22 protein-coding genes are annotated in these 25,179 nt (G+C 73.8%); 16 read left to right on the top strand and 6 right to left on the bottom strand.

The features are described from left to right. Nucleotides 1–84: 84 nt before the first annotated feature. The 8 genes from ACGF5T_RS22835 to ACGF5T_RS22870 all read left to right on the top strand — a co-directional run bounded on the left by ACGF5T_RS22835 (nucleotide 85) and on the right by ACGF5T_RS22870 (nucleotide 8,227). Nucleotides 85–1,608, top strand: a complete 1,524-nt coding sequence (locus tag ACGF5T_RS22835; protein ID WP_366767733.1) for an FAD-dependent oxidoreductase — start codon at nucleotides 85–87, stop codon at nucleotides 1,606–1,608. A 76-nt stretch (nucleotides 1,609–1,684) separates the two neighbouring features. Next, complete coding sequence (locus tag ACGF5T_RS22840) at nucleotides 1,685–2,545, top strand: polysaccharide deacetylase family protein (RefSeq protein WP_366767732.1); 861 nt, start codon at nucleotides 1,685–1,687, stop codon at nucleotides 2,543–2,545. An 18-nt stretch (nucleotides 2,546–2,563) separates the two neighbouring features. Continuing rightward, complete coding sequence (locus tag ACGF5T_RS22845; RefSeq protein ID WP_356607536.1) at nucleotides 2,564–2,761, top strand: hypothetical protein; 198 nt, start codon at nucleotides 2,564–2,566, stop codon at nucleotides 2,759–2,761. A 50-nt stretch (nucleotides 2,762–2,811) separates the two neighbouring features. Beyond that, the gene (locus ACGF5T_RS22850) at nucleotides 2,812–3,531 is read left to right on the top strand and encodes a peptidyl-tRNA hydrolase (protein ID WP_366767731.1); all 720 of its coding nucleotides are present in this window, start codon (nucleotides 2,812–2,814) and stop codon (nucleotides 3,529–3,531) included. A 61-nt stretch (nucleotides 3,532–3,592) separates the two neighbouring features. Continuing rightward, the gene (locus ACGF5T_RS22855) at nucleotides 3,593–4,165 is read left to right on the top strand and encodes a GNAT family N-acetyltransferase (protein ID WP_366767730.1); all 573 of its coding nucleotides are present in this window, start codon (nucleotides 3,593–3,595) and stop codon (nucleotides 4,163–4,165) included. A 121-nt stretch (nucleotides 4,166–4,286) separates the two neighbouring features. Then, nucleotides 4,287–5,600 carry a DUF692 domain-containing protein gene (locus ACGF5T_RS22860; RefSeq protein ID WP_366767774.1) on the top strand — a complete coding sequence of 438 codons (1,314 nt, stop codon included), beginning with the start codon at nucleotides 4,287–4,289 and terminating at the stop codon, nucleotides 5,598–5,600. Nucleotides 5,601–5,705: 105 nt separating this feature from the next. Continuing rightward, nucleotides 5,706–6,512, top strand: coding sequence for a TIGR04222 domain-containing membrane protein (locus ACGF5T_RS22865; protein ID WP_356607544.1), 807 nt, complete (start codon nucleotides 5,706–5,708; stop codon nucleotides 6,510–6,512). A gap of 116 nt (nucleotides 6,513–6,628) precedes the next feature. Continuing rightward, nucleotides 6,629–8,227: an alpha/beta hydrolase gene (locus ACGF5T_RS22870; protein WP_361009290.1), complete on the top strand. Its 1,599-nt coding sequence runs from the start codon at nucleotides 6,629–6,631 to the stop codon at nucleotides 8,225–8,227. On the opposite strand, the gene hemQ is transcribed toward ACGF5T_RS22870, so the two are convergent. Together hemQ and hemG are read right to left on the bottom strand one after the other, a co-directional pair. Then, the gene (hemQ, locus tag ACGF5T_RS22875) at nucleotides 8,228–8,959 is read right to left on the bottom strand and encodes a hydrogen peroxide-dependent heme synthase (RefSeq protein WP_361009287.1); all 732 of its coding nucleotides are present in this window, start codon (nucleotides 8,957–8,959) and stop codon (nucleotides 8,228–8,230) included. A 4-nt stretch (nucleotides 8,960–8,963) separates the two neighbouring features. Continuing rightward, entirely contained in the window at nucleotides 8,964–10,442 is a 1,479-nt protein-coding gene (gene hemG, locus ACGF5T_RS22880; protein ID WP_366767729.1) for a protoporphyrinogen oxidase, read from the bottom strand. Between the two features lie 167 nt (nucleotides 10,443–10,609). On the opposite strand from hemG, the gene ACGF5T_RS22885 reads away from it, so the two are divergent. Then, complete coding sequence (locus ACGF5T_RS22885; protein WP_366767728.1) at nucleotides 10,610–11,641, top strand: DUF4349 domain-containing protein; 1,032 nt, start codon at nucleotides 10,610–10,612, stop codon at nucleotides 11,639–11,641. Nucleotides 11,642–11,669: 28 nt separating this feature from the next. Further along, entirely contained in the window at nucleotides 11,670–13,076 is a 1,407-nt protein-coding gene (locus ACGF5T_RS22890) for an FAD-dependent oxidoreductase (protein ID WP_392888999.1), read from the top strand. A gap of 9 nt (nucleotides 13,077–13,085) precedes the next feature. Here the strand turns inward: ACGF5T_RS22890 and ACGF5T_RS22895 are convergent, their stop codons facing one another. Continuing rightward, nucleotides 13,086–13,448: a hypothetical protein gene (locus ACGF5T_RS22895; protein WP_356607554.1), complete on the bottom strand. Its 363-nt coding sequence runs from the start codon at nucleotides 13,446–13,448 to the stop codon at nucleotides 13,086–13,088. A 189-nt stretch (nucleotides 13,449–13,637) separates the two neighbouring features. Between ACGF5T_RS22895 and ACGF5T_RS22900 the strand changes: the two genes are divergently transcribed. Then, nucleotides 13,638–14,060: a hypothetical protein gene (locus tag ACGF5T_RS22900; protein ID WP_366767727.1), complete on the top strand. Its 423-nt coding sequence runs from the start codon at nucleotides 13,638–13,640 to the stop codon at nucleotides 14,058–14,060. Nucleotides 14,061–14,089: 29 nt separating this feature from the next. Here the strand turns inward: ACGF5T_RS22900 and hemE are convergent, their stop codons facing one another. Continuing rightward, entirely contained in the window at nucleotides 14,090–15,157 is a 1,068-nt protein-coding gene (gene hemE, locus ACGF5T_RS22905; RefSeq protein ID WP_366767726.1) for a uroporphyrinogen decarboxylase, read from the bottom strand. 162 nt (nucleotides 15,158–15,319) lie between these two features. Here hemE and ACGF5T_RS22910 point away from each other — a divergent pair, with 162 nt between their 5' ends. From ACGF5T_RS22910 to ACGF5T_RS22930, 5 genes are all read left to right on the top strand, one after another. After that, the gene (locus ACGF5T_RS22910) at nucleotides 15,320–15,997 is read left to right on the top strand and encodes a DUF3000 domain-containing protein (protein WP_356607560.1); all 678 of its coding nucleotides are present in this window, start codon (nucleotides 15,320–15,322) and stop codon (nucleotides 15,995–15,997) included. A gap of 323 nt (nucleotides 15,998–16,320) precedes the next feature. Then, nucleotides 16,321–16,983: a response regulator transcription factor gene (locus tag ACGF5T_RS22915; RefSeq protein WP_003972894.1), complete on the top strand. Its 663-nt coding sequence runs from the start codon at nucleotides 16,321–16,323 to the stop codon at nucleotides 16,981–16,983. A gap of 224 nt (nucleotides 16,984–17,207) precedes the next feature. Continuing rightward, complete coding sequence (locus tag ACGF5T_RS22920; RefSeq protein ID WP_361009273.1) at nucleotides 17,208–18,494, top strand: ribonuclease D; 1,287 nt, start codon at nucleotides 17,208–17,210, stop codon at nucleotides 18,492–18,494. A 182-nt stretch (nucleotides 18,495–18,676) separates the two neighbouring features. After that, entirely contained in the window at nucleotides 18,677–19,894 is a 1,218-nt protein-coding gene (locus ACGF5T_RS22925; protein WP_356611959.1) for an acetyl-CoA C-acyltransferase, read from the top strand. Beyond that, the gene (locus ACGF5T_RS22930; RefSeq protein ID WP_361009269.1) at nucleotides 19,891–22,020 is read left to right on the top strand and encodes a 3-hydroxyacyl-CoA dehydrogenase NAD-binding domain-containing protein; all 2,130 of its coding nucleotides are present in this window, start codon (nucleotides 19,891–19,893) and stop codon (nucleotides 22,018–22,020) included. The genes ACGF5T_RS22925 and ACGF5T_RS22930 overlap by 4 nt, the downstream gene beginning before the upstream one ends. Nucleotides 22,021–22,102: 82 nt before the next feature. On the opposite strand, the gene ACGF5T_RS22935 is transcribed toward ACGF5T_RS22930, so the two are convergent. Both ACGF5T_RS22935 and ACGF5T_RS22940 read right to left on the bottom strand, forming a co-directional pair. After that, nucleotides 22,103–23,611 carry a hypothetical protein gene (locus tag ACGF5T_RS22935; protein WP_366767880.1) on the bottom strand — a complete coding sequence of 503 codons (1,509 nt, stop codon included), beginning with the start codon at nucleotides 23,609–23,611 and terminating at the stop codon, nucleotides 22,103–22,105. Nucleotides 23,612–23,657: 46 nt separating this feature from the next. Then, entirely contained in the window at nucleotides 23,658–25,169 is a 1,512-nt protein-coding gene (locus ACGF5T_RS22940) for a hypothetical protein (RefSeq protein WP_366767879.1), read from the bottom strand. Between the last annotated feature and the right edge of the window lie 10 nt (nucleotides 25,170–25,179).

Raw genomic sequence — 25,179 nt, forward strand, 5'->3', positions numbered from 1 at the left:
GACGCGTCCGCCCGGGGGACCCCGTCCCTCCGGCGGACGCACGCCCGGCCACTGAAGCCGTGACAACGGGGTACTCAAGACCTCATGACGGAGAAAGCGCAGGTCAACGGCTCGTACTGGTTGCAGACGGCGCCGGGCGGCGCGCCCCGGCCGGCCCTCGCGGAGGACCTCGACGTCGACGTCGCCGTGATCGGCGCCGGCGTCGCCGGGCTCAGCGCGGCCTGGGAGCTGACCCGGGCCGGGCGGAGCGTGGCGGTGCTGGAGGCCGGGCGGGTGGCCGCCGGCGTCACCGGCCACACCAGCGCCAAGCTCACCGCCCTGCACTCGCTGGTCTACGACAAGCTGCGCCGCACCCGCGGTCCCGAGGGCGCCCGCCTGTACGCCCGCTCCCAGTCGGAGGCGATCGCGCACGCGGCCGACGTCGTGGCCGAGCTGGGCATCGACTGCGACTGGGAGACCCGCAGCGCCTACACCTACGTCCGCGACGAGGGCCGGGTGGACGAACTGCGGGCCGAGGCCGCCGCCGCGCGGGAGGCGGGACTGCCGGCGTCGTTCACGACGGAGACGGGGCTGCCCTTCCCGGTCGCGGGCGCGGTCGAGGTCACCGGGCAGGCGCAGTTCCACCCGCGCAAGTACCTGCTGGCCCTCGCCGACGACCTGGAGGCGCACGGCGGGCGGATCTTCGAGGACACCACCGTGCAGGGACTGGACGAGGGCGAGCCGTGCCGTGTGCGGACGGAGGCGGGAGCGACGGTCACCGCCCGGGACGTCGTGGTGGCCACGCACTACCCGATCTTCGACCGGGCCCTGCTGTTCGCCCGTCTCTCCCCGCGCCGGGAACTGGTGGTGGCGGGGAGCATCGAGGCCGGCCGCGACGTGGAGGGCATGTACATCACGCCCGAGGAGAACACGCGCTCGGTCCGTACGGCGCCCCTGGACGACCCGGGCCGCCGGCTGCTCGTCGTCACCGGGGAGCACTTCACCCCCGGCACGGGCGACACCCGGCAGCGCTTCGACCGCCTGTCCGCGTGGGCCCGCGAGCACTTCCCCGGCGTCGACCTCACCCACGCCTGGGCCACGCAGGACATCGACCCCACCGACACCGTGCCGATGGTGGGCCCGCTGCACCCGGGCGCGCACCACACGTACGTCGCCACGGGGTTCGGCGGCTGGGGGCTGAGCGGCGGCATGATGGCGGGCCGGCTGCTCACCGCGCAGATCACCGGCGAGGAGTGCGCGTGGAGCGCCCTGTACGACCCGCGCCGGCTGCGTACGGCGGTGCGCGAGGCGCCGACGTTCCTCAAGACGCAGGCCCAGGTGGCCGGCCACTTCGTCGGCGACCGGCTGAAGCCCGCGCCCCCGGTCGACGCCCTGCCGCCGGGCGAGGGTGCCGTCGTACGGGCGGGCGGTGACCGGCTCGCGGTCTACCGGGACGAGGCCGGCGCGCTGCACGCCCTCTCGCCGCGCTGCACCCACCTCGGGTGCCTGGTCGACTTCAACGCGGCCGAGCGCGCCTGGGAGTGCCCCTGCCACGGTTCCCGTTTCGACACGGACGGCAATGTGATCGAGGGACCGGCGACGAAGCCGCTGGAGCGGCGGGACATCTGACCCGGGAGGGTGACCTCCCGGGCACGTCACCCCACATAGTCATACATACCGAACAACACACTTATACGTTCGTACGGTGATCGCTCTCGTACGACGTGCCACCGTTCTCTGCCTCGCGGGCGCCGCTCTCACCGCCTGCGGGACCGCCGAGGTCCCGCAGGCGCCCCGCCCGGCCCCGTCCGCGCCCTCCGCCGCTCCCTCGAAGGCGGCCGCCCCGTCGGGGCCTCCGACGCTCGCTCCCGGCCCCGCGGGTCTGACCCCCGTCTTCGAGCACGGTCCGCGGGCCGGGGGCAAGACCGTCGCCCTCACCTTCGACGCCGACATGACCGCCGACCAGGGGCCCCGGGCGGCGGCCGGCGAGCGGTTCGACAACCCGCGGCTGATCGAGGCCCTGCGGACGCTGAAGGTGCCGGCGACCGTGTTCATGACCGGCCGGTGGGCCGAGGAGTACCCGGACGCGGCCCGCTCCATCGGCCGGGACCCGCGGTTCGAGGTCGCCAACCACTCCTACAGCCACCACGCCTACACCGACGACTGCTACGGCCTGCCGACCGTGCCCGAGGACCGGATGCGGGCCGACGTGGAGCGGGCGTACACGGCGTTCCGCGAGGCCGGGGTGGCGAAGGCGATGCCGTACTTCCGCTTCCCCGGCGGCTGCTACGACGACGGCGCCCTCAAGGCGCTGACCGCCACCGGGGTCACCGCCGTGCAGTGGGACGTGGTGAGCGGGGACGCCTTCGCGACCGACGCCGACGCGGTGGCCCGGCAGGTGCTGGACGGGGTGCGGCCGGGGTCGGTCGTCGTCATGCACTGCACCCGCAGCGCCGCCCCGGTCACCGAGCAGGCGGTGCGGACGATCGTCCCCGAGCTGCGGAGCAGGGGCTACCGCTTCGTCAAGGTGTCGGAGCTGATCGGCGCCGGGAACGGCCGCCGCTGACGGGCCTACGCTGGAGGTATGAGCGGTGACGACGACTCCGACCCGAACGACTACTGCCTGATCGACGGCTCCCGGCCGCCGAAAGCCGACGGCCCGCCGTACGCGGAGTGCGTGCTGTGCCGGGAGCCGACCGAGTACGCCGAGTCGTACAAGGGGATCACCATGTGCCCGCGCTGCGAGTGGCAGGAGGCCCAGCGGACGGCCTGCTCGGGCTGATCCGCCGGGGCCGTCCTCCCGCGCCCCGGGCGCTTGGCAGACTGGTGGGCGTGAGCAACGAGCCGACGACGCCCCTCCCCGACTCCCCCTTCCGCCCCGGGCCCGGCGACCGCGACCTCGCACCGCAGTTCGTCCTGCCGCTGGTCGTCCGCATCGAGCGCGCCGCGCCGCCGCCCCGTACCGACGCGCTGGAGACGGCGGCCCGGGCGGTGCTGGTGATGCTCGGCGACGAGCGGTCGAGCGGCGACGGCGTGTGGGCGGAGGCGATGCGGGACTGGCAGGACGCGCGCATCCGCAAGGTCGTGCGACGGGCGCGCGGCGCCGAGTGGCGGCGGGCCGAGGCGCTGCCCGGCATCACGGTCACCGGCAGGGCGGCCGAGGTGCGGGTCTTCCCGCCGGTCCCGCTGGACGGCTGGCCGAAGGACCTGGCCCGCCTCCAGGTCTCCGGCACCGACCTGGACGACCCGGAACCGCCGGGCGGCGCGGACCCCGCCGTGCCCGTCCTGTGGATGAATCCCGGCCTGGACATGTCGGCGGGCAAGGCGATGGCGCAGGCCGGGCACGGCGCCCAGCTCGCCTGGTGGGAGCTGGACGACGCGGCCCGTGCCGCCTGGCGGGACGCCGGCTACCCCCTGGCGGTGCGTACCTCCGCGCCGGAGCGGTGGCCCGCCCTCACCACGAGCGGCCTGCCCGTGGTCCGGGACGCCGGGTACACGGAGATCGCGCCGGGATCGTGCACGGTGGTGGCGGACCATCCGGCGTTGCGGTGAGCGGGCACCGGGGCGGGCGGTTCCCGGGCGTCGCACCCTGCCCCGTGGCATCGTGGGTCGCATGACCGTCGACGTCCGCCCTGCCTCGGTCTTCGAGGACGTCCGGACGCTGCTCGGCCCCAAGTCGCCCACGGCAAACGTCTGCTGGTGCCTGAGCCACCGCCTCCCCTCCCAGGTGAACAACGAGCTGCGCGGCCCGGCCCGCGGCGCGTTCGTCGAGGCGCTGTGCCGTACCGGGCCGTCCCCGGGCGTCCTCGCGTACGACGGTGACCAGCCCGTCGGCTGGGCCGCCGTGGCGCCGCGCGCGGACACCTCCTACGCACGCAGCCGCACGATCCCCCACGTCGACGACCTGCCCGTCTGGTCGCTGTGGTGCGTCCGGGTACGCCCCGGTCACCGGGGGCGGGGGATCTCGCACGCCCTCATCGCCGGGGCGGTCGGCTTCGCCCGCTCCCGGGGCGCCCCGGCCGTCGAGGCGTACCCCCTGGACAACGGGGGCGCCCGCGTCGACCCGACCATGGCGTACGCGGGCATCCGGAGCAATTTCGAGCGGGCCGGGTTCGTCCACGCCGCCGACACCACCTCGGTGCTGGCCGGACACCCCCGGGTGCTGATGCGGCTCGGCCTGCGCTGACCGGTGCCGCCGCCGCGAACCTCAGATGTTGCTCTGAACATGCCCTGCTCGGGGTTCGGGCCCGGCGGGGTGGGCGATACCCCCGACATGTTCGCAGGAGGGGGACGGAACCATGGATCGCATCATGCGACTGGGAACGGGAATCGGCTGGCGTCCGGAGATCGCGGACGTCGTCGAGCGGATGCCCGGCATCGACTGGGTCGAGGCCGTCGCGGAGAACCTCTGCCCCGGGCATCTGCCCGACTCGCTGCTGCGCCTGCGTGAGCGGGGCGTGACCGTCGTGCCGCACGGGGTCTCGCTCGGCCTGGGTGACGCCGGGCGGCCGGACGCCGGACGCATGGCGGCGCTGGCCGAGCGGGCCGAGGCGCTGGGGTCGCCGCTGGTCACCGAGCACATCGCGTTCGTCCGGGCCGGGGGGCCGATGACCGCGTCCGAGCGGCTGGAGGCCGGGCACCTGCTCCCCGTGCCGCGTACCCGCGACGCCCTTGACGTGCTGTGCGAGAACGTGCGCATCGCACAGGACGCGCTGCCCGTGCCGCTCGCCGTGGAGAACATCGCCGCGCTCTTCTCCTGGCCGGGCGAGGAGATGACGGAGGGGCAGTTCCTGTACGAGCTGGCCGACCGGACGGGCGTGCGGCTGCTGATCGACGTGGCGAACCTGCACACCAACCACGTCAACCGCGGCGAGGACCCCGCCCGGGCCCTCGCCGAACTCCCCCTCGAAGCCCTCGCCTACGTCCACGTCGCGGGCGGCTTCGAACGGGACGGCGTCTGGCACGACAGCCACGCCCACGCCGTGCCGCAGCCGGTGCTCGACATCCTCACCGACCTCGCCTCGCGCGTCACACCCCCCGGCGTCCTGCTGGAACGCGACGAGAACTTCCCCGACGCGGCGGAGCTGGAGGACGAGGTCGAGGCGATCCGGGTCGCGGTGGGCAAGGGCCGGGCGGCGGGCGGGCCGCCCGGCGCGGAGCGGACCGCCCCGCCGCGCACCGCGGCCGTCGAGCCCGGTGCCGGCGACGCCGTACGGCAGCGGCTCGCCCTCGCGCAGACCGCGCTGCTGTCCGCGCTGGTCGCCGGCACCCCCGTGCCCGAGGGGTTCGACCGGGTGCGGCTGGGGGTCCAGGCGCGGGCGCTCGCCGCCAAGCGGGCGGACGTGGTCGCGAAGGTCGCGCCCGAGCTGCCGGTGATCCTCGGCGCGGAGTACCGTCCGGCCTTCCTCGCCCACGCCCAGCACCGGCCGATGACCGGCGGCTACCGGCGGGACGCCCTCGACTTCGTCGAACAGCTGCTGCGGGACGGCCGGCCGAAGGACGAACGGGCGCGCCATGCGTTGCGCCGGTGGTGGCTGGAGCGGTCGGGGCCGGTGCCGCGTGCGGGACGGCCCGGGGCCCGGCTGGCCCGTGCGACCAGGCGCGTTCTGCTGCGTCGCTGACAGCGGCCCGGCATCTCAAACGGAACGTCACATACCCACAACACTGCGTCCCGAAATGTGAACAGGCCATGGCGCCGGCGAAAGCCTGTGGCATAGAAGTACGGCATGTTCTGGGTGCTTCTCCTCCTGCTGGCCTGGTCGATCGCCGGTCTGGCGTGCCTGCGGCTGTGCCTGGCCGCGGTGCGCGCGGCGGCCGTCGGCCCGCACACCGCCGACCGCGAGCACGCGCTGACGCTGTACGAGGCGGCGTTCCTCTCCGGCGGCCCTCGGCGGGTCGCCGACCTGACCCTGGTCTCCATGGCGCGCCAGCGCCGCCTGCTGCTCGCGCACACCGGCTGGGCGACCGTCGTCGACCCGTGCGGGCGCGACGACATGGAGCGCTCGGTCATAGGGGCGATAGGCCCCGGCGGGCAGTCCCGGATAGCGCCGGTGCGGTCCACCGCCGCCGCCGCGGACGCGGTGCGGGTCCTGGCCGACCGGCTGGTCAGCGCTGGCCTCGCCGTGCCGGACGACGGGCGCGGCATCGCGGCCGGGGTGCGGCGGGTGCGCGTCGCCGCCCTCGCCGTGTGCGCGCTGGGCGCCGCCGCGCCGGCGCTGCCACTCCCCGCCGACCAGCCGCGCCTGCTGATCGCCCTGTGGTTCGCGCTGCCCCTCGCCCTGACCCTCGGATGCCTCGCCATCACGCGGATGGAGGTCCACCCGTACTCCCGGTGGGCCTCACCGGCCGGGCAGCGGCTGATCGGCAGCCTGGTGCGGCAGGCCGACGGCACCGCCGACGACCGCACGTACCTCACCTCGGTCGCCGTGCGCGGGGTCCACGCGATCGGCGAACCGGACCTGCGCGCGGCCTTCGCCCACCGCGAGCGGTACGTCGGCGAGCACCCCGAGGGGCACGACGACCCGCGGGGCTGACGCGCCGGGGGCGCACGGGCGCACGCGAGGGCGACACCCGCCGTCGGTGCTTGCCCCGCCCCGCCCTCGAACCAACCATCCCTTGTGTCACCCCGTGTGCATGGAAGGGATACGCGATGCGAGCTGCCGCCCTCTACTCGGCCGCCGGGTCCTTGCTGCTGACCGCCCTGACCGCCGGTCCGGCGCAGGCGGGTCCGGCCGCACCCGGTGCCGCCGAGACGCGCGGCACCGCCGTGGCCGCCGAGCGCGCGGCGGCGGCCGGCATCGACTTCGGCGGGTGCCCCGAGGCCGAGGGCCTGCCGCACACCGTCCGCTGCGGCACGGTCACCGTGCCCCTGGACTACGCCCACCCCGACGGGGAGCAACTCCGGCTCACCGTCAGCCGCGTGCGGGCCACCCACGGGGACCCTGACGACGGCAGGCGCAAGGTGCCCGGCCAGGGCGCCCTGCTGTACAACCCGGGCGGTCCGGGCGGTTCGGGGCTGTACTTCCCGCTGGTCGGGATGGTGCCCGCGTGGAAGCGGATCGCGGCGGCGTACGACCTCGTCGGGTACGCCCCGCGCGGGGTCGCGCCCTCCGCGCCGCTGTCCTGCCAGGACCCCGGCGACTTCTTCAAGGGTCCCCGGCCGGCCCCGACGCGGCCGTCGGACGCGTACAAGCGGGAGCGCGCCGCCGAGGCCGAGGCGTACGCGCGCGGCTGCGCGGACCGGGCCGGGCGGGCGCTGCGCCACTACCACTCCCTCAACAACGCCCGCGACCTGGAGGTGGTACGGGCCGCGCTGGGCGAGCGGCGGCTCACGTTCGTGGGCGCGTCCTACGGCACCTACCTGGGGGCGCTGTACGCGGAGCTGTTCCCCTCGCGCGTGCGGCGGATGGTGTTCGACTCGGTGGTGAACCCCGACCCGGAGCAGGTCTGGTACCGCAACAACCTGGAGCAGTCCGAGGCGTTCGAGGACCGCTGGACGGACTTCAAGGAGTGGATGGCCGAGCACGACGCCGTGTACGGCCTCGGGGACACGGCGCGGGAGGTGCAGAACAGCTACGAGGAGGCGAGCACGCGGCTCGCCGCGAAGCCGGCGGGCGGGACGGTGGGGCCCGCGCAGTTGCAGGGGGCGTTCCTGCGGGCCGGGTACTACGACGACTACTGGCCGCACCGTGCCGAGGCGCTGTCGGCCTATCTGCGGGGGAACCCGCGGCCGCTGGTCGAGCAGGCGGGTACCCGCACCGCGGAGGGGGCGGCCGGGGCGGAGAACTCCAACGCCGTGTACACGGCCGTCGAGTGCAACGACGCGCCCTGGCCCACCGAGTTCGAGGTGTGGGACCGGGACAACACACGGCTGGCGCGCCGGGCGCCGTTCGAGACGTGGGACAACGTGTGGACCAACCTGCCGTGCGCCTACTGGCGGGCTCCCCGGCAGCGGCCCCTGGACGTGCGCACCGGTCCGGGTGAGCTGCCGCCGACGCTGGTGCTGGCCGCGGAGCGGGACGCGGCCACTCCGTACGACGGCGCGCTGGAGCTGCGCCGGCGGCTGTCGGGCTCGGTGCTGGTGACCGAGCGCGACGCCGGTACGCACGGCATCGCCGGCGGGGCGAACGCGTGCGTCAACGGGCACCTGGAGGCGTACCTGCTGGAGGGCCGCCTCCCGGCGCGGGACGCGTCGTGCGCCCCGCGTCCGGAGCCGCGGCCGACCGGGGCCGCGGCACCGACGTCCTGATCAGGCGAGCCCGGCCACCAGCTCCGCGATGTCCTTGCGGCGCCCGGTGTAGAAGGGGACCTCCTCGCGGACGTGCATACGGGCCTCGGAGGCGCGCAGGTGACGCATGAGGTCGACGATGCGGTACAGCTCGTCGGCCTCGAAGGCGAGGATCCACTCGTAGTCGCCCAGCGAGAAGGAGGCGACCGTGTTGGCGCGCACGTCCGGGTAGCCGCGGGCCATCTTGCCGTGGTCGGCGAGCATGCGGCGGCGGTCCTCGTCGGGCAGCAGGTACCAGTCGTAGGAGCGCACGAACGGATAGACGCTGATGTAGTCGCGGGGCGTCTCGTCGGCCAGGAACGCCGGGATGTGCGAGCGGTTGAACTCGGCGGGGCGGTGCAGCGCCATGTTCGACCAGACGGGCTCCAGGGCGCGGCCGAGCTTCGTGCGGCGGAAGAGGTTGTACGCCTCCTGCAGCTCGTCGGCGGTCTCCGCGTGCCACCAGATCATGAGGTCGGCGTCGGCGCGCAGACCGGACACGTCGTAGGTGCCGCGGACGGTGACGTCCTTGGCGGCGAGCTGGTCGAACAGCTCCTGGACCTCGTCGGCCCAGCCCGCCCGGTCCTCCGGCAGCGTGTCCTTCAGCCTGAAGACGGACCAGAGGGTGTAGCGGATGACCTCGTTGAGGTCCTTGGCCAGCTTGCCCTTGTTCGGGATGCGCTCGGCGGCGGGGGTGGAGGCGTCGTCACTCATGGCCCTATTCTCCCGCTCCGCCGTGCAGGCTCTGCACCGGGTGGGCGGTGAGCTCCTCCACACCCCGCGAGTCGCCCCGGAGCCGGTCCACGGCCGCGTAGGCGCTCGCGATGCTCGCCGGGATCCCGACGCCGTCGTAGGCCGCGCCGCACACGGCGAGGCCCGGGACCCTGCCCACGTGCGCGCGGACGCGGGCCACGCGCGCGTGGTGACCGACGGGGTACTGGGGCAGGCCGTCCTGCCAGCGGGTGACGCGGGCGGCGACGGGCTCGGCCGTCAGCCCCGTGGCCGCCGCCAGGTCGTGCCGGGAGACGGCGACCAGGCCGGCGTCGTCGCGGCCGAGGATCTCCGTCTCCCCGTAGCGGCCGACGGAGGTGCGCAGGACGACCAGGTCCGGGTCCTCGTCGGCGATCCAGCCCCACTTGCGGGAGGCGAAGGTCGACGCCTTGACGGTGCGTCCCTCGACCGGCGGCACGAGGAAGCCGCTGCCGTCGGGGAGGGCGGCGGCGTCGCAGCGGCGGTAGGCAAGGGTGATCAGGGCCATGGAGGCGTACTCGACGGCGGCCAGCTCGGCCGCGGCGGCGGGGGCCTCGGCGCGCAGCAGCTCGGCGGCGGGGCCGGCGGGGACGGCGACGACGACCGCGCCGGCGTGCAGCACCCGGTCGCCGGCGACGATCCGCCAGCCGTCCGGGGCGGTGCGGCGCAGCTCCGTCACCGGGGCGCCCGTGACGATCTCGCCGCCCCGGGCGCGCACCGACTCGGCGACGGCGAGCGGGAGGGTGCCGACGCCGCCCTCGATACCCGTGAACACCGGGCCGGTCGCGGGCGAAGTGGCCGTCCTGCCCTGGATCGCGCGGACCGCTTCGGTGAGGGAGGTGTGGGTACGGGCGGCCTCGAAGAGCTGGGGCACGGCCGAGCGCAGCGAGATGCGGTACGCGTCACCGGCGTAGACGCCGCCCAGCAGCGGTTCGACGAGGCGGTCGACGACCTCGCGGCCGAGGCGCGCCGCCACGTACTCCCCCACCGCGACGTCGTCGCCGACCTCGGTGCGGGGCAGCTCGGCGTCGCGCTCGATGCGGGCGAGGCCCTCCGCGGAGAGGATCCCGGACAGCGCGGCCGCGGTGCCCGGGACGCCCATGACATGGCCCTTGGGCATGGGGCGCAGGGTGCCGCCGGTCCACAGCGAGGCCGACGCGGTCGCGGGGGGCTGGAGGCGGTCGGCGAGGCCCGCCTCGCGGGCCAGGCCCACGGCCTCCGGGCGGCGGGCCAGGAGCGACTCGGCGCCGAGGTCGACGCGTACACCGGCGATCTCGCCGGGCAGCAGCTTGCCGCCGACGCGGTCCGACGCCTCCAGCACGGTCACCCGCGCGCCGCGGGCCAGCAGCCGGTGGGCGGCGGCCAGTCCGGCGATGCCGGCTCCGACGACGACGACATGCCCCGGGTCCGCGGAGGTCAGGTTCACGCCGGTCTCGCTCTCGTCCATGCACCCAGCGTCTCAGACCGCACCGACAGCGACGCCGCCAGGCCGGTCGCCCGTGCCGGCTCCGCGAGTCCGGACCGTGACCTGTTCGGGACCGTTCCGCGCCGTCGTCGGGGGCCCTCCGCGCGTCGAAGGAGCGTCAGTCGTCACACACCCCGGGGGGTACCCACATGCACGTACGACGAGCAGCCCGGCGTTCCACGCCGCCCGCCCGCGCCCTGGCCGGCCTGCTGCTGGCCGCGGCCCTCGTCCTCACCGGCTGCAGCGGCTCGGGCGCCGACTCCGACGCGGGCGGTGACGCCAAGGTGGCCGCGCCCCAGGAGGGTGCGCGGGCGGAGGCGGGTGCCGAGGACCGGGCGGGCGCGGCGGGCGGCGGGGCCGACGGCGCCAGGGCGACCGCGCCGCCGCAGCTCGCACCCGCCCACGTCATCCGGACCGCCTCCCTGACCGTCCAGGTCGAGGACGCGCCGAAGGCCCTGACCGCGGCCCGTGCCGCCACCGAGGACGCCGGCGGGTACGTCGGAGACGAGACCACCACCCGGGACGAGGAGGGCCACGAGCGGACCCGGGTCGTCCTGCGGGTGCCCGTGGAGCGCTACGAGGAGGTGCTCGAGGAACTGGAGGGCACCGGCAAGCTCCTCGAACGCCGCGCGAAGGCGGAGGACGTCACCGACCAGGTCGTGGACGTGGACAGCCGCGTGACGTCGCAGCGTGCCAGCGTGGCCCGCGTCCGGGAGCTGATGGACCGGGCGACGAAGCTCGCCGACGTGGTGACGCTGGAGGGTGAGCTGAGCACCCGTCAGGCGGAGCTGGAGGCGCTGCTCGCCCGGCAGGCGGCCCTGAAGGACCGCACCAGCCTCGCCACCCTCACCCTCTCCCTGTCCGAGACACCGGTCGAGCGGGCCGACGAGGACGAGGACCCCGGCTTCACCGACGCGCTGGCCGGCGGCTGGGACGCCTTCGTGACGATGCTGCGCTGGCTTGCGGTGGCGCTCGGCGCGGTGCTGCCGTTCGCCGTGGTGGCGGCGCTGCTGGTGCTGCTGTGGCTGCGGGTGCTGCGGCCCCGGCTGCCGCGCCGCGCGGCGCCGGTGCCCGCGGCGCCTGCGGCCGGGGTGCCCGCGGCCCCGGCGCCGCTGCCGACGGCCCGTCCCGCGCCGGAGGGCGGCCCCGGCCGCCGGGAGGGGACCGGCGCCCAGGACTGAAAGGCCCCGCCCCCGTAGCGTGTTCCTCATGAGCATGAACGCTGCGAGCGGTAACGGGCGGGCCGGAGAGCGGCTGGTGGTGATCGGCGGTGACGCCGCGGGGATGTCCGCGGCGTCACAGGCACGCCGGCTGAAGGGCCCCGGCGAACTGGAGATCGTCGCCTTCGAGCGGGGTCACTTCAGTTCGTTCTCGGCCTGCGGCATCCCGTACTGGGTCGGCGGCGACGTCACCGACCGGGACCAGCTGATCGCCCGGACGCCCGAGGAGCACCGCGCCCGGGACATCGACCTGCGGACGCGCACCGAGGTCACGGAGATCGACGTCACCGGCCGGCGGGTGCGCGCGCGGGACCTCGACTCCGGGACGGAGGCCTGGACGCCGTACGACAAGCTCGTGATCGCGACCGGCGCCCGTCCGATCCGCCCCGGTCTGCCGGGCATCGACGCGCCCGGCGTGCACGGGGTGCAGACCCTGGACGACGGCCAGGCGCTGCTCGACACGCTGGAACACACGCGCGGCCGCCGCGCGGTGGTCGTCGGCGCCGGGTACATCGGCGTGGAGATGGCCGAGGCCCTCATCAAACGCGGGTACGAGGTGACGGTCGTCAACCGCGGCCGGGAGCCGATGTCCACCCTCGACCCGGACATGGGCCGCATGGTGCACGAGGCCATGGAGGGCCTGGGCATCACCATGGTGAACGGCACCGAGGCCACCGAGGTGCTCACCGGGGACGAGGGCCGGGTCCGCGCGGTCGCCACCGAGGAGGCCGAGTTCCCGGCGGACGTGGTGGTGCTGGGCATCGGCGTGCGCCCGGAGACCGCGCTCGCCGAGGCGGCCGGTCTTCCGCTGGGGGCGCACGGGGGGCTGCTGACCGACCGGGCCATGCGGGTGCGCGGGCACGAGAACATCTGGGCGGGCGGCGACTGCGTGGAGGTGCTCGACCTGGTCTCCGGGCAGGAACGGCACATCCCGCTCGGCACGCACGCAAACAAGCACGGGCAGGTCATCGGCACCAACGTGGGCGGCGGTTACGCCACCTTCCCGGGCGTGGTCGGCACGGCCGTCAGCAAGGTCTGCGACCTGGAGATCGCGCGGACCGGGCTGCGCGAGAAGGACGCGCTGCGGGCGGGGCTGCGGTTCGTCACGGCCACCATCGAGTCCACCAGCCGCGCCGGCTACTACCCGGGCGCGTCCTCCATGACGGTGAAGATGCTCGCCGAGCGGCGCACCGGCCGGCTGCTCGGCGTCCAGATCGTCGGCCGCGAGGGCGCGGGGAAACGGGTCGACGTCGCCGCGGTGGCCCTCACGGCCGGGATGACGGTGGAGCAGATGACGGCCCTGGACCTCGGTTACGCGCCGCCCTTCTCACCGGTCTGGGACCCCGTGCTGGTGGCCGCCCGCAAGGCGACGAGGGCGGTGGGGCAGCAGGCCTGAGGAGGTCCGCTACGCCGTGCCGTTGATCCGGTCGATGGCCTGCCGGGCCTGCTCGGCGGGGGGCCGTGACGGCAGGGACGAGACCGACGCCGGGGCGGTCGCCGGCGCCTGTGCGGGCAGCGGTGCCGGGCCGCCGGCCGCGGGCGGCTGCTCGCCGGCCGGTCTGGCGTGCGCCGCGCCCCGCGCGGAGCGCAGCCGGTGGCTCACCGCCTCGTCCAGCGTCACCGGCCGCTGCATCCGCGCGGCCAGCCGCCCGGCCTCCTGACCGAGCCGGGCGACGTCCTCCCAGGGCAGCCGCAGCACGAGGGCGACCTCGGCCTCGCCGTCGGGCAGGGCGTGCATCACCGGTGCCGGTGTGACCCGTTCACTCATCGCCTGTTCCTCACGTCGTCCCCGCGCCCCGCCTTCCCCGGACCGCGGGCGGTTGGGTGGACATACGTACGCCCGCGCGCGAGCGTTCAGGGTCGGTTTCGTCGTCGGCGTGCTGCTCCCCTGGCCGGGGGTGGTGGGGGGGGCTGGGTAAGCTCCCCGGGGCACAGGGTCTACGGCTTGGGGGGACCGATGGCGACGGTGGACGGGCCGGTACTGGACGAGGCCCGGATCAGGCATCTGGAGCTGATCCAGCTGACGGTGGCCCGGATGGGCAGCAACTCGTTCGTGATCAAGGGCTGGTCGCTGACGCTCACCGGCGCGCTGCTCGCCTTCGCGGTCGGCAACGACGACGCGTCCGTCGCGCTGGTCAGCTTCGTGCCCGTCGTGGCCTTCTGGTTCCTCGACGGGCACTTCGTCTACCAGGAGCGGCTGTTCCGGCGGCTCTACGACCGGGTGCGGCGTCCGGGGCCGGCCGTGGAGCCCTTCACCATGGACGTGGCACCGGGCCGGGAGCGCGCGGGGAGGCTGAAGGCGACGTTCTCGCCCACCCCCGCCTGCTTCTACGGAGGGCTGCTCGTCGCCCTGGCCCTCGCTCTGCTGTTCGTCGGCTGAGCCGCGGGCCGAGCGACCCGCGGGACGCCTCAGCGAGCGGTCTGCGTGTGGACGTACTCCACGAGGCGGGTCAGCGCGTCCGGGTCGGTGGTGGGCAGGACGCCGTGGCCGAGGTTGAAGACATGGCCCTCCAGGTCCGCCGCCGCGTCCAGGATCTCGCGGGTCTTGGTCTCGACCGCCTCCCGCGTGGAGAAGAGGACGGCCGGGTCCAGGTTGCCCTGGAGCGCCTTGCCGGGGCCGACGCGGCGGGCGGCCTCGTCCAGCGGGACGCGCCAGTCGACGCCGACGACGTCCGCGCCGGCCTCGCCCATGAGGCCGAGGAGCTCGCCGGTGCCGACACCGAAGTGGATGCGCGGCACGCCGTACCCGGCGACCGTCTCGAAGACCTTGCGCGAGGCGGGCATCACCGAGCGGCGGTAGTCGGCGGGCGAGAGGGCGCCGACCCAGGAGTCGAAGAGCTGGACGGCGCTCGCGCCCGCCTCGATCTGCACGGTGAGGAAGGCGGCCGTGATGTCGGCGAGCCGGTCCAGGAGGTCGGCCCACAGCTCGGGGTCGCCGTACATGAGCGCCTTGGTGTGCTCGTGATTGCGGGACGGGCCGCCCTCCACGAGGTAGCTCGCCAGGGTGAACGGGGCGCCGGCGAAGCCGATCAGCGGGGTGGCGCCCAGCTCGCGGGTGAGCAGGCCGAAGGCCTCGGTGACGTAGGAGACGTCCTCGGGGGTCAGGTCGCGCAGCCGTGCCAGGTCCGCGCGGGTGCGGATCGGCTTCTCGACCACCGGGCCGACGCCCGGCTTGATGTCGAGGTCGATGCCGATGGCCTTGAGCGGGACCACGATGTCGCTGAAGTAGATCGCCGCGTCCACGCCGTGCCGGCGCACCGGCTGGAGGGTGATCTCGGCGACCAGTTCGGGCCGCATGCAGGACTCGAGCATCGGGATGCCCTCGCGCACCTTGAGGTACTCGGGCAGCGAGCGACCGGCCTGCCGCATGAACCACACGGGGGTGTGCGGCACCGGCTCACGCCTGCACGCCCTGAGGAACGCGGAGTCGTACGTGGCGGTCGGCTGCTTGCCCGCGGGGCTCTGGTTGGCACTCACACCGGCAAGTCTCGCACGGCGCGTCCGGCGCGCCGGACCACGGGTGGGCCCGCGCGCGCGAGGCGCGGGGGCGCCCGCGCCGGGCCGCGTGATCCGGACATCGCGCCCGCACGCGGGTGTCCCTCCCTGCGCCGAGGCGCTGTTCCGCTTAATCTTCCCCGCATGGCTGCGGCTCAGGGACGACTGTCGGACGGCGCTGGCGGAATGGACGAACAGAAGGGTACAGAGGAGGGGGCCCGGGATACGGGGAGCACGGCACCGTCGGCCTTCACGGCCGCCGTCGAGGCGCTCAAGGCGGCGCGGCCGCGGCCGCAGATCGAGGTGGAGGCGACGCGCGCACCCCAGCGGCTCGCCCCGTACGCGTACGCGCTGGAGGCCGCGGTGGTCGACGGCGACGACGACCTCGCGGACGGCCGGCTGGTGCTGCTCCACGACCCGGCCGGGCACGACGCCTGGCGGGGCACCTTCCGGCTGGTGACGCTGGTGCGGGCGGAGCTGGAGCCGGAGATGGCCGCGGACCCGCTGCTGCCGGAGGTGTGCTGGTCGTGGCTCACCGGGGCATTGCAGGCCCGCGGGCTGGCGTACGGCGAGCCCAGCGGCACCGTCACGCGGGCCAGTTCCCACTACTTCGGTGGGCTCTCGGCCCGCCCGTCCGCCTCGCAGATCGAGATCCGGGCGTCCTGGACGCCCCGCGAGGGTCTGGGCGGCGTCCCGGACACCACCGCCCACCTCGCCTCGTGGTGCGACCTGCTGGCCCAGGTCGCGGGCCTTCCGCCGGCCACGCCGGGAGACTCGTCGATCGTCACGCTGCCGCAGCGCCGCGGCCCGCAGTCGCGCTAGGTCCGCGCTTCCTCCGGGTTCTCCCTCTCTCTCCTTCCTCCGTACCCTCCCCTGCTGTGCACCCGGGTCCCGTCCGGCCCGGGAAACGTTCCGTCACTTTGTCGACACGACAACTTTCGGCCCGTTATCGACAAAGTGCGAAACCGTTTGATCTTCGAATGATCGACCGCGTGTCCGAATTGCTCGGATTGTTACTCACTAGATCGTGATCATTCTCTAAAGGCGGACGGGTTCGGTGCCGAAGACGACTGTGACCTTGAAAGCACGGTTCGTCCCGGCTTCACCCCCACGAGCCGGCCCCGTCCCACTCCCCAGGAGGCCTGGTGTCCGTTCTCCTCGAGCAGCCTGCAAGCCTGGTCGCCTACCGCCCGAACAAGCCGACCGCCATGGTGGTCGTGGCCGACCCCCGCGTCCGTTCCACCGTCACCCGCCATCTGTGGGCCCTCGGTGTTCGCGACGTCATCGAGGCCTCGTCCGTCGCGGAGGCTCGTCCCCGCATCGGCAACCCCCGCGACATCTGTGTCGCAGACGTCCACCTCCCCGACGGCTCCGGCCTGACCCTGCTGTCGGAGACCCGTGCCGCGGGCTGGCCCAACGGGCTCGCCCTGTCCGCCGCCGACGACATCGGCGCCGTACGCAACGCCCTCGCCGGCGGAGTGAAGGGCTACGTCGTCACCGGTACCCGTACCAACGTCGGGCTCCCCACCCGGCCGGGCGCGGCCCCCATCGGCGCCGCCGCCGCCCGTCTGCACCGCCGTCCCCCGGGTGCCCCGAGCCACCCGGGCGGCTACCGCGAGCTCTCCGGCCGCGAGGTCGAGGTGCTGCGACTGGTCGCGGAGGGCCAGTCGAACAAGGCGATCGGCGTCTCGATGGGACTGTCCGCCCTGACCGTCAAGAGCCACCTGGCCCGCATCGCCCGCAAGCTCGGCACCGGCGACCGGGCCGGCATGGTCGCGGTGGCGCTGCGCACCGGCATCATCCACTGAGCGAAGTCCGCACCCACCGCTCCGTCCCGTCCCGACCGCTCCCCCTCTCTTCTCCCCTCCTCTTCTCCCCTCCTCTTCTCGCCCCTCCCCCCACCCCGCCGCCCCCTCCGCTCCCTCTCCTTGACGCGGATCTTTCACTGACCTGACTGGTTTACGACCCCCCGGCGCCCGCCGACGGAACGTTCCGTCGGCGGGCGCCGTCGATCCACGGATACCCTTGACAGGTGACCGACGCCCACGAAACCGCAGCAGACCCTTCACTGCGAACCACCGGAGGCGCCCCTCCGGACGACGCCGGATCTTCTGTGACTCAGGCGCCGACCCCCTTGCTCGAACCACGCGAGGGCGTTCCGCCGGTGATCGCCGACGCGTCCGCCCTCGCCGAGGTGACCGCCGCCTTCGCCGCCGGGAGCGGCCCCGTCGCCGTCGACGCCGAGCGTGCCTCCGGCTACCGCTACGGCCAGCGCGCGTATCTCGTGCAGCTGCGCCGCGCGGGCGCCGGCACCGCGCTCATCGACCCGGTGGCCTGCCCGGACCTGTCGGGGCTGGGCGCCGCGCTCTCCGACGTGGAGTGGGTGCTGCACGCGGCCACCCAGGACCTGCCGTGCCTGCGCGAAATAGGGATGGTGCCCACCCGCATCTTCGACACCGAGCTGGCCGGGCGGCTCGCCGGCTTCCCGCGGGTCGGACTCGGCGCGATGGTGGAGAACGTCCTGGGCTTCGTGCTGGAGAAGGGCCACTCGGCGGTCGACTGGTCGACCCGCCCGCTGCCCGAGCCGTGGCTGCGCTACGCCGCGCTCGACGTCGAGCTCCTCGTCGACCTGCGCGACGCGCTGGAGAAGGAGCTGGACCGGCAGGGGAAGCTGGAGTGGGCGCGGCAGGAGTTCGACGCGATCGCGTCCGCCCCGCCGGCCGAGCCCCGCAAGGACCCCTGGCGCCGTACCTCCGGCATGCACAAGGTGCGCCGCCGGCGTCAGCTCGCCGTCGTGCGGGAGCTGTGGGAGACCCGGGACCGCATCGCGCAGCGCCGCGACGTCTCCCCGGGCAAGGTGCTCGCGGACGCGGCCATCGTCGAGGCGGCGCTCGCACTCCCGCCCAACGCGCACGCGCTCGCCGCCCTGCACGGCTTCGGACGGATCAACCGCCGGCAGCTGGAGCAGTGGCAGGCCGCGGTCGACCGGGTCAGGGGGCTGTCCGAGTCGCAGCTGCCGCAGCCGGGCCAGCCGGTGACCGGCCCCCCGCCCCCGCGGGCGTGGGCCGACAAGGACCCCGCCGCCGCGGCCCGGCTGTCCGCCGCGCGGGCCGCGGTCACGGCGCTCGCCGAGCGCCTGAACATGCCGCAGGAGAACCTGATCACGCCGGACACCGTGCGCCGGGTCTGCTGGGAGCCCCCGGCGACCGTCGACGCCGAGTCCGTGGGCGCGGCCCTCGCGGGCCACGGGGCCCGGCCCTGGCAGGTGGAGCAGGTGACGCCCGCGCTGGTGGCGGCGCTGGATCAGGGCGTGTCGTAGGCGGAGCGGCGGCGAGTTCCGGCCAAGATCCAGGGTGGAGCGGTGCCCGGGCGGTGTGACGTTCGCCGCTCCAGCCGGGGGGACTGTGCAGCTACGTTACCCACAAGTAGCATGGGCCTGAGCGCGCGCTCAGTGCATGCGTGCCGCAGCAGTGCCACCCCGCACCCTGGAGGAGAGCCATCGTGCCTCGTACCGTCAGGGACGTCGTCTTCGTAGACGGCGTCCGCACCCCGTTCGGCAAGGCGGGCCCGAAGGGCATCTACCACGAGACCCGCGCCGACGACCTGGTCGTGAAGGCGATCCGGGAGCTGCTGCGCCGCAACCCCGGTCTCGACCCCAAGAAGATCGACGAGGTCGCGGTCGCCGCGACCACGCAGATCGGTGACCAGGGCCTGACCATCGGCCGCACCGCCGGCATCCTGGCGGGCCTGCCCACCTCGGTCCCGGGCTACTCGATCGACCGCATGTGCGCGGGCGCCCTGACCGCCGTCACCTCGGTGGCCGGCTCGGTCGCCTTCGGGGCGTACGACGTCGCCGTCGCGGGTGGTGTCGAGCACATGGGCCGCCACCCGATGGGCGAGGGCGTGGACCCGAACCCGCGGTTCGTCAGCGAGAAGCTGGTCGACGAGTCCGCCCTGTTCATGGGCATGACCGCCGAGAACCTGCACGACCGCTACCCGAGCATCACCAAGCAGCGCGCCGACGAGTACGCCGTGCGCTCCCAGGAGAAGGCCGCCAAGGCGTACGCCAACGGCAAGATCCAGGCCGACCTGGTCCCGGTCTCGGTGCGCCGCACCAACGAGGAGGCCGGCGAGACCGGCTGGGGTCTGGTCACGGCCGACGAGCCGATGCGTCCGGGCACCACCCTGGAGAACCTGGCGGGTCTGAAGACGCCGTTCCGCGTCCACGGCCGGGTCACCGCGGGCAACGCGGCCGGTCTGAACGACGGCGCGACCGCCTCCCTCATCGCGAGCGAGGACTTCGCCCGCGAGAACGGCCTCCCGGTCAAGATGCGCCTGGTCTCCTACGCCTTCGCGGGCGTCGAGCCCGAGGTGATGGGCTACGGCCCGATCCCGGCGACCGAGAAGGCCCTGGCCCAGGCCGGCCTCTCCATCGACGACATCGGCCTGTTCGAGATCAACGAGGCCTTCGCCGTCCAGGTCCTGGCCTTCCTGGAGCACTACGGCATCGCCGACGACGACGCGCGCGTCAACCAGTACGGCGGCGCCATCGCCTTCGGCCACCCGCTGGCCTCGTCCGGCGTGCGTCTGATGACGCAGCTGGCCCGCCAGTTCGAGGAGCAGCCGCACGTCCGCTACGGCCTGACCACCATGTGCGTCGGCTTCGGCATGGGCGCGACGGTCGTCTGGGAGAACCCGCACTTCGAGGGGGACAAGTGAGCACCACCGCAGAGCTTCTGAAGGGTGCGGCCGAGCTGTTCCCGGGCGAGGTCGTCACGCAGGCGCACGTACGCCACTTCGACCTCCCCCTGGGTGCGGGCCGTTTCGCCCTGATCACCCTGGACAACGGTCACGACCACACCAAGCCGACCACGCTCGGCCCGCAGTCGCTGGCGAACATCGACGCCGCGATCGACCGGGTCGAGAAGGAGGCCGCGGACGGCGAGATCGTCGGCGTCGGTGTCACCGGCAAGCCGTTCATCTTCGCGGTCGGCGCCGACCTCAAGGGCGTCGAGCTGCTGAAGCGGCACGAGGACGCGCTGGCCATCGGCAAGGGCGGCCACGACGTCTTCAAGCGGCTGTCGCAGCTGGCCGTGCCGACCTTCGCGTACTACAACGGCGCGGCCATGGGCGGCGGCGTCGAGATCGGCCTGCACTGCGCGTACCGCACGGTGTCGGCCGCGCTCCCGGCGTTCTCGCTCCCCGAGGTCTTCCTCGGCCTGGTCCCCGGCTGGGGCGGCTGCACGCTGCTGCCGAACCTGATCGGCGCCGAGAAGGCCGTCTCGGTCATCATCGAGAACAGCCTGAACCAGAACAAGCAGCTCAAGGGCGCGCAGGTCCACGCACTCGGCATCGCGGACGCGATCTTCGAGGGCGCCGACTTCCTCGAGCAGTCGCTGATCTGGACGGCGTCCGTCCTCAAGGGCGAGATCGTCGTCGAGCGTCCGGCGATCGACCGCGGTGAGGCCTGGGACCAGGCCGTCGCCAAGGGCCGCTTCGTCGCCGACTCCAAGGTGCACGGCGCCGCCCCGGCCGCCTACCGCGCCCTGGACATCATCGCGGCCGCCAAGAACGGCGACCTCCAGCAGGGCTACGACGCCGAGGACCAGGCCCTCGCCGACCTGATCATGGGCGGCGAGCTGCGCTCCGGCATCTACGCCTTCAACCTGGTGCAGAAGCGCGGCAAGCGCCCCGCGGGCGCCCCGGACAAGTCGCTGGCCCGCCCGGTCACCAAGGTGGGCGTCGTCGGCGCCGGTCTGATGGCCTCGCAGCTGGCCCTGCTCTTCCTGCGCCGCCTGGAGGTACCGGTCGTCCTGACCGACATCGACCAGGAGCGCGTCGACAAGGGTGTGGGCTACGTCCACGCCGAGATCGACAAGCTGCTCGGCAAGGGCCGGATCAACCAGGACAAGGCCAATCGCCTCAAGGCCCTGGTCACCGGCGTCCTGGACAAGGCCGAGGGCTTCGCGGACGCGGACTTCGTCATCGAGGCCGTGTTCGAGGAGATGGGCGTCAAGCAGAAGGTGTTCGCCGAGGTCGAGGCGGTCGCCCCGGCGCACGCGATCCTCGCCACCAACACCTCCTCGCTGTCCGTGTCGGAGATGGCGTCGAAGCTGAAGCACCCCGAGCGGGTCGTCGGCTTCCACTTCTTCAACCCGGTCGCGATCCTTCCGCTCCTGGAGATCGTCCGCGGCGAGCAGACCGACGACGCCTCGCTGGCCACGGCGTTCGGCGTCGCCAAGAAGCTGAAGAAGACCGCGGTCCTCACGAAGGACGCCCCGGCGTTCGTCGTGAACCGCATCCTGACCCGCTTCATGGGCGAGATCCAGAACGTCATCGACGAGGGCACCCCCGTCGAGGTCGCCGAGAAGGCCGTCGAGCCGCTCGGCCTGCCGATGTCGCCGCTGGTGCTGCTGGAGCTGGTCGGCCCGGCGATCGGCCTGCACGTCTCCGAGACGCTCAACCGGGCCTTCCCGGAGCGCTTCACCGTCTCCCCGAACCTCAAGGCGGTCGTCGAGGCGGGCAAGCGCGGCTTCTACGTCTACGACAGCGGCAAGCCCGAGCTGGACCCCGAGGTCGCCGCGCTGCTCAAGCAGGGCGACACCGTCCTCACCGAGGAGCAGGTCCGCGACCGCGTCCTGGACGCGGTGGCCCAGGAGATCGGCCTCATGCTGGACGAGGGCGTCGTCGCCGAGGCGCAGGACATCGACCTGTGCCTGATCACCGGCGCCGGCTGGCCCTTCCACCTGGGCGGCATCACGCCGTACCTGGACCGTGAGGGTGTCTCCGAGCGGGTGAACGGGAAGCGGTTCCTGGAGCCGGGCGTGGCGAGCGTGCCCGCGTAGTTCCGCGCGGCGTACTCCGGTACGACACGAGAGGGCCCCCGCCCTGAGGCGGGGGCCCTCTCGTGTGCCCTCGGGGGCGCGGTCAGTAGCCGTACGGCGTCGCGCCCGCCGGGGTGTGGGCGACGGCGAAGGGGACCAGGGTGGCCGGGGACTCGTTGCCCGCCGCGTCCACGGCGAACACCTCGACCGTGTGCCGGCCCTCCTGCCACGGCCAGCCGGAGTCCCAGGCCCAGCGTCCGTCGACCGCGACCGGGCTGCCCCCGAGGAGGGTGCCGCCCGCCCTGAACCCCACCTGCGCGGCCCCCCGGGCGAGGCCGGTGAACCGCACGGCCGGCGTCGTCACCTGCTCGTACGCCACCGGGGACTGGACCGCCGGGGCCGCCGGCCGCCCGCCCGCCGGGGCCGCCTCGAACCGCGCGGCGGGCTGGGCCGGGATCGCGCCCGCGGAGGCGGCGGTGGCGCCGGCCACCGTGGTGAACGGGACGACGACGCCCTTGGTGTGGCCTCCGGCCGCGTCCCAGGCGACGGCCTTGACCTGGTGCTTGCCCCTGCTCCAGGCCTTGCTCAGCTGCCAGGACCAGGTGCCGTCCGCGGCGACGGACGGCGAGCCCAGGAACTTGCCGTGCTCCCACAGGCTCACGCGTACGGCGCCGTGTGCCGTCCCGGTGAAGTACACACCGTCCGTGGGCAGTTCGCTGTGCGGCACCGGGTGGGTGACCACCGGCAGCGGGAGGTCGGCACGCTTGTCCTTGGAGGTGCCGGACAGGTAGGCGGTGATGGCCGAGGTGTCGCGGTCGGGTTCCTCGTACCCGTTGCGCACCATGCCGAGCCGCGGGGGGAGGCCGTCCGCGAGCATGTTGACGAGGCCCATCAGGAAGGGCACGTTGCGGCGCGTGACCTCCGAGTGCTTGGTGATGTAGGGCGACTCGCTGTAGACGAAGTTGAAGTTGTCGTATCCCTGGAAGAGCGGGAGGAACGGCTCGACCTGTTCCCTGTACTGCTCGTCCTGCGGCGAGGAGAGCAGGTAGATGTTGGCCTGCCGGGCCACCCCCGAACGCACGAGGTCGGGCAGGATCGCGTCGAGCACCCGCACGTTCTGCTCGGGCACCCCCTCGCCCAGCATGAAGCGGGCGGTCTTGGGGTGGACGGTGCTGATGTAGGTGCCGATGAGGAACTGCGGCACGATGGAGACGATGTTGCCGAACCCGTAGCGCATGCCGAAGTAGAGGGCCGCGCTGCCGCCCTTGGAACCGCCCCAGAGCGTGACCCGGTCCGGGGTGAGGTCCAGGGCGTTCATCACCTTGGAGATGACCCCGATCACGGACTGCTCCAGGGAGAAGTCCATCCCCTCGCACAGGTAGTAGCTGCGCATGCCGCGGAACCGGTCCCGGATCCACAGGATGTTGGCCCGGACCGGGTTGAGGACCCCGTTCGACCAGCCGTAGTCGTCGGTGACGCCGAAGTTGGCGAAGACGACGACGAGATGGCGGTTGCCGCCCTTGGCATGCGTGAAGCGGTACTCGACGGGGTGGGCCCCGGAGGTGTCTATCCCGTTGATCAGTTCGCGTGCTTGCGACGGTGCTGTGGGCATGTGTGGCTTCCACTCATGAGTTGTTCGACGGCGGTCGCGGCGGTGGTCAGTACCGCGGCGTGAAGGAGCCGGCCGGTGCGGCCGTGGGGGCGACGGCGAAGGGGACCTGGGTGGGCACGGACTCCACTCCGTCCGCGTCGACGGCGACGGCCTCGACCAGGTGCGGGCCGTCGGGCCAGGGCAGCCCCGGCTCCCAGGACCAGGTCCCGTCCGGCCGTACGGCGCCCGCCCCCAGCAGTGCGCCGTTCCCGCGGAACCTGACCTGTACGGCGCCGGGGGCGGTGCCGCGGAAGACGACCGCGGTCGCCGGCACCCGCTGGTGTGCCGCGGGCTGGGAGACGAGCGGCGGTCGCGCGACCGGCGCCGCGTGCGGTGCCGCCGGTGCGGCGGGGCCCGGTGCATGCGGCGGCAGGCCCGGGGCGGCGTCCGCGGTGGCCGTGAAGCGGACCTCCGTCGTCGCCGAGTGGAAGCCCGCCCCGTCCACCGCGAAGATCTTGACGCGGTGCTCCCCCGCGGCCCACGGCTTGGCCGGCGCCCACGACCAGGTGCCGTCGGCGGCGACCGGCGGCGAGGCCAGGAACTTGCCCTTCTCCCACAGGCTCACCCGCACCGCGCCGGGGGCCGTGCCGCTGAAGGGGGTACCCGTCGCGGGCAGTCGACCTCCGGCGGACGGGACGGCCACCACCGGCGGCTGGAAGGTGGTGCCCTCCTTGACCTTGGCGGTCGCGCCGAGGAAGTCGTCGATGGCGGAGGTGTCCCGGTCCGGCTGCTCGTAGCCGTGCCGGGTGACACCGAGCCGCGGGGTGATGCCCTCGACCAGCAGGTAGGCGATGCCGAGGAGGGGCGGCACGTTGCGCAGGGTGACCTGGTTGTGCTCCCGCACGAACGGCGACTCGCTGTGGATGTAGTTGAAGTTCGGGTAGCGCCGGAGCAGGTCCAGGAAGGGTTCGACCTGGTCCCGGTACTGCTCGTCCTGCGGCGACGACACCAGGTAGATGTGGGCCTCGGGGCTCGCGCCCGCTCTCAGCAGGTCGGGGAGGAGCGCGTCCAGCACCCGCGCGTTCTCCTCGGGGAGCCCCTCACCGAGCATGGAGCGCCCCACCTTGGGATACACCTCGCGGACGAAGGTGCCGATGCGGAACTGCGGGACGCAGGCGACGATGTTCCGGAAGCCGTACCGCAGCCCGAACCAGAGGGCCGCGCTGGCCCCCTTCGAACTGCCCCAGAGCGTGACGTCGTTCGGGGTCAGGCCGAGCGCCGACACGACCTTGGCGATCAGGTCGATGACGGACCGCTCGACGGAGAAGTCCATCTCCCGGCACAGGTAGTAGGTCAGCCCCCCGTCGAAACGGTCGCGGATCCAGAGGATGTTGGAACGCAGGTCGTCGAGGGTGCCCGTGGACCAGCCGTAGTCGTCCGGTGCCGCGAGGTTGGCGAAGACGACCGTCAGGTGACGGTTCCCCTTCTTCGCGTGGGTGAAGCGGTACTCGACCGGGTGCGCACCGGACGTGTCGATCCCGGTGATGATCTGACGCGCCTTCGACGCTGCTTTCGGCATGGGCGGCTTT

The organism is Streptomyces sp. NPDC047853, from assembly GCF_043204535.1.
Lineage (GTDB): Bacteria > Actinomycetota > Actinomycetes > Streptomycetales > Streptomycetaceae > Streptomyces.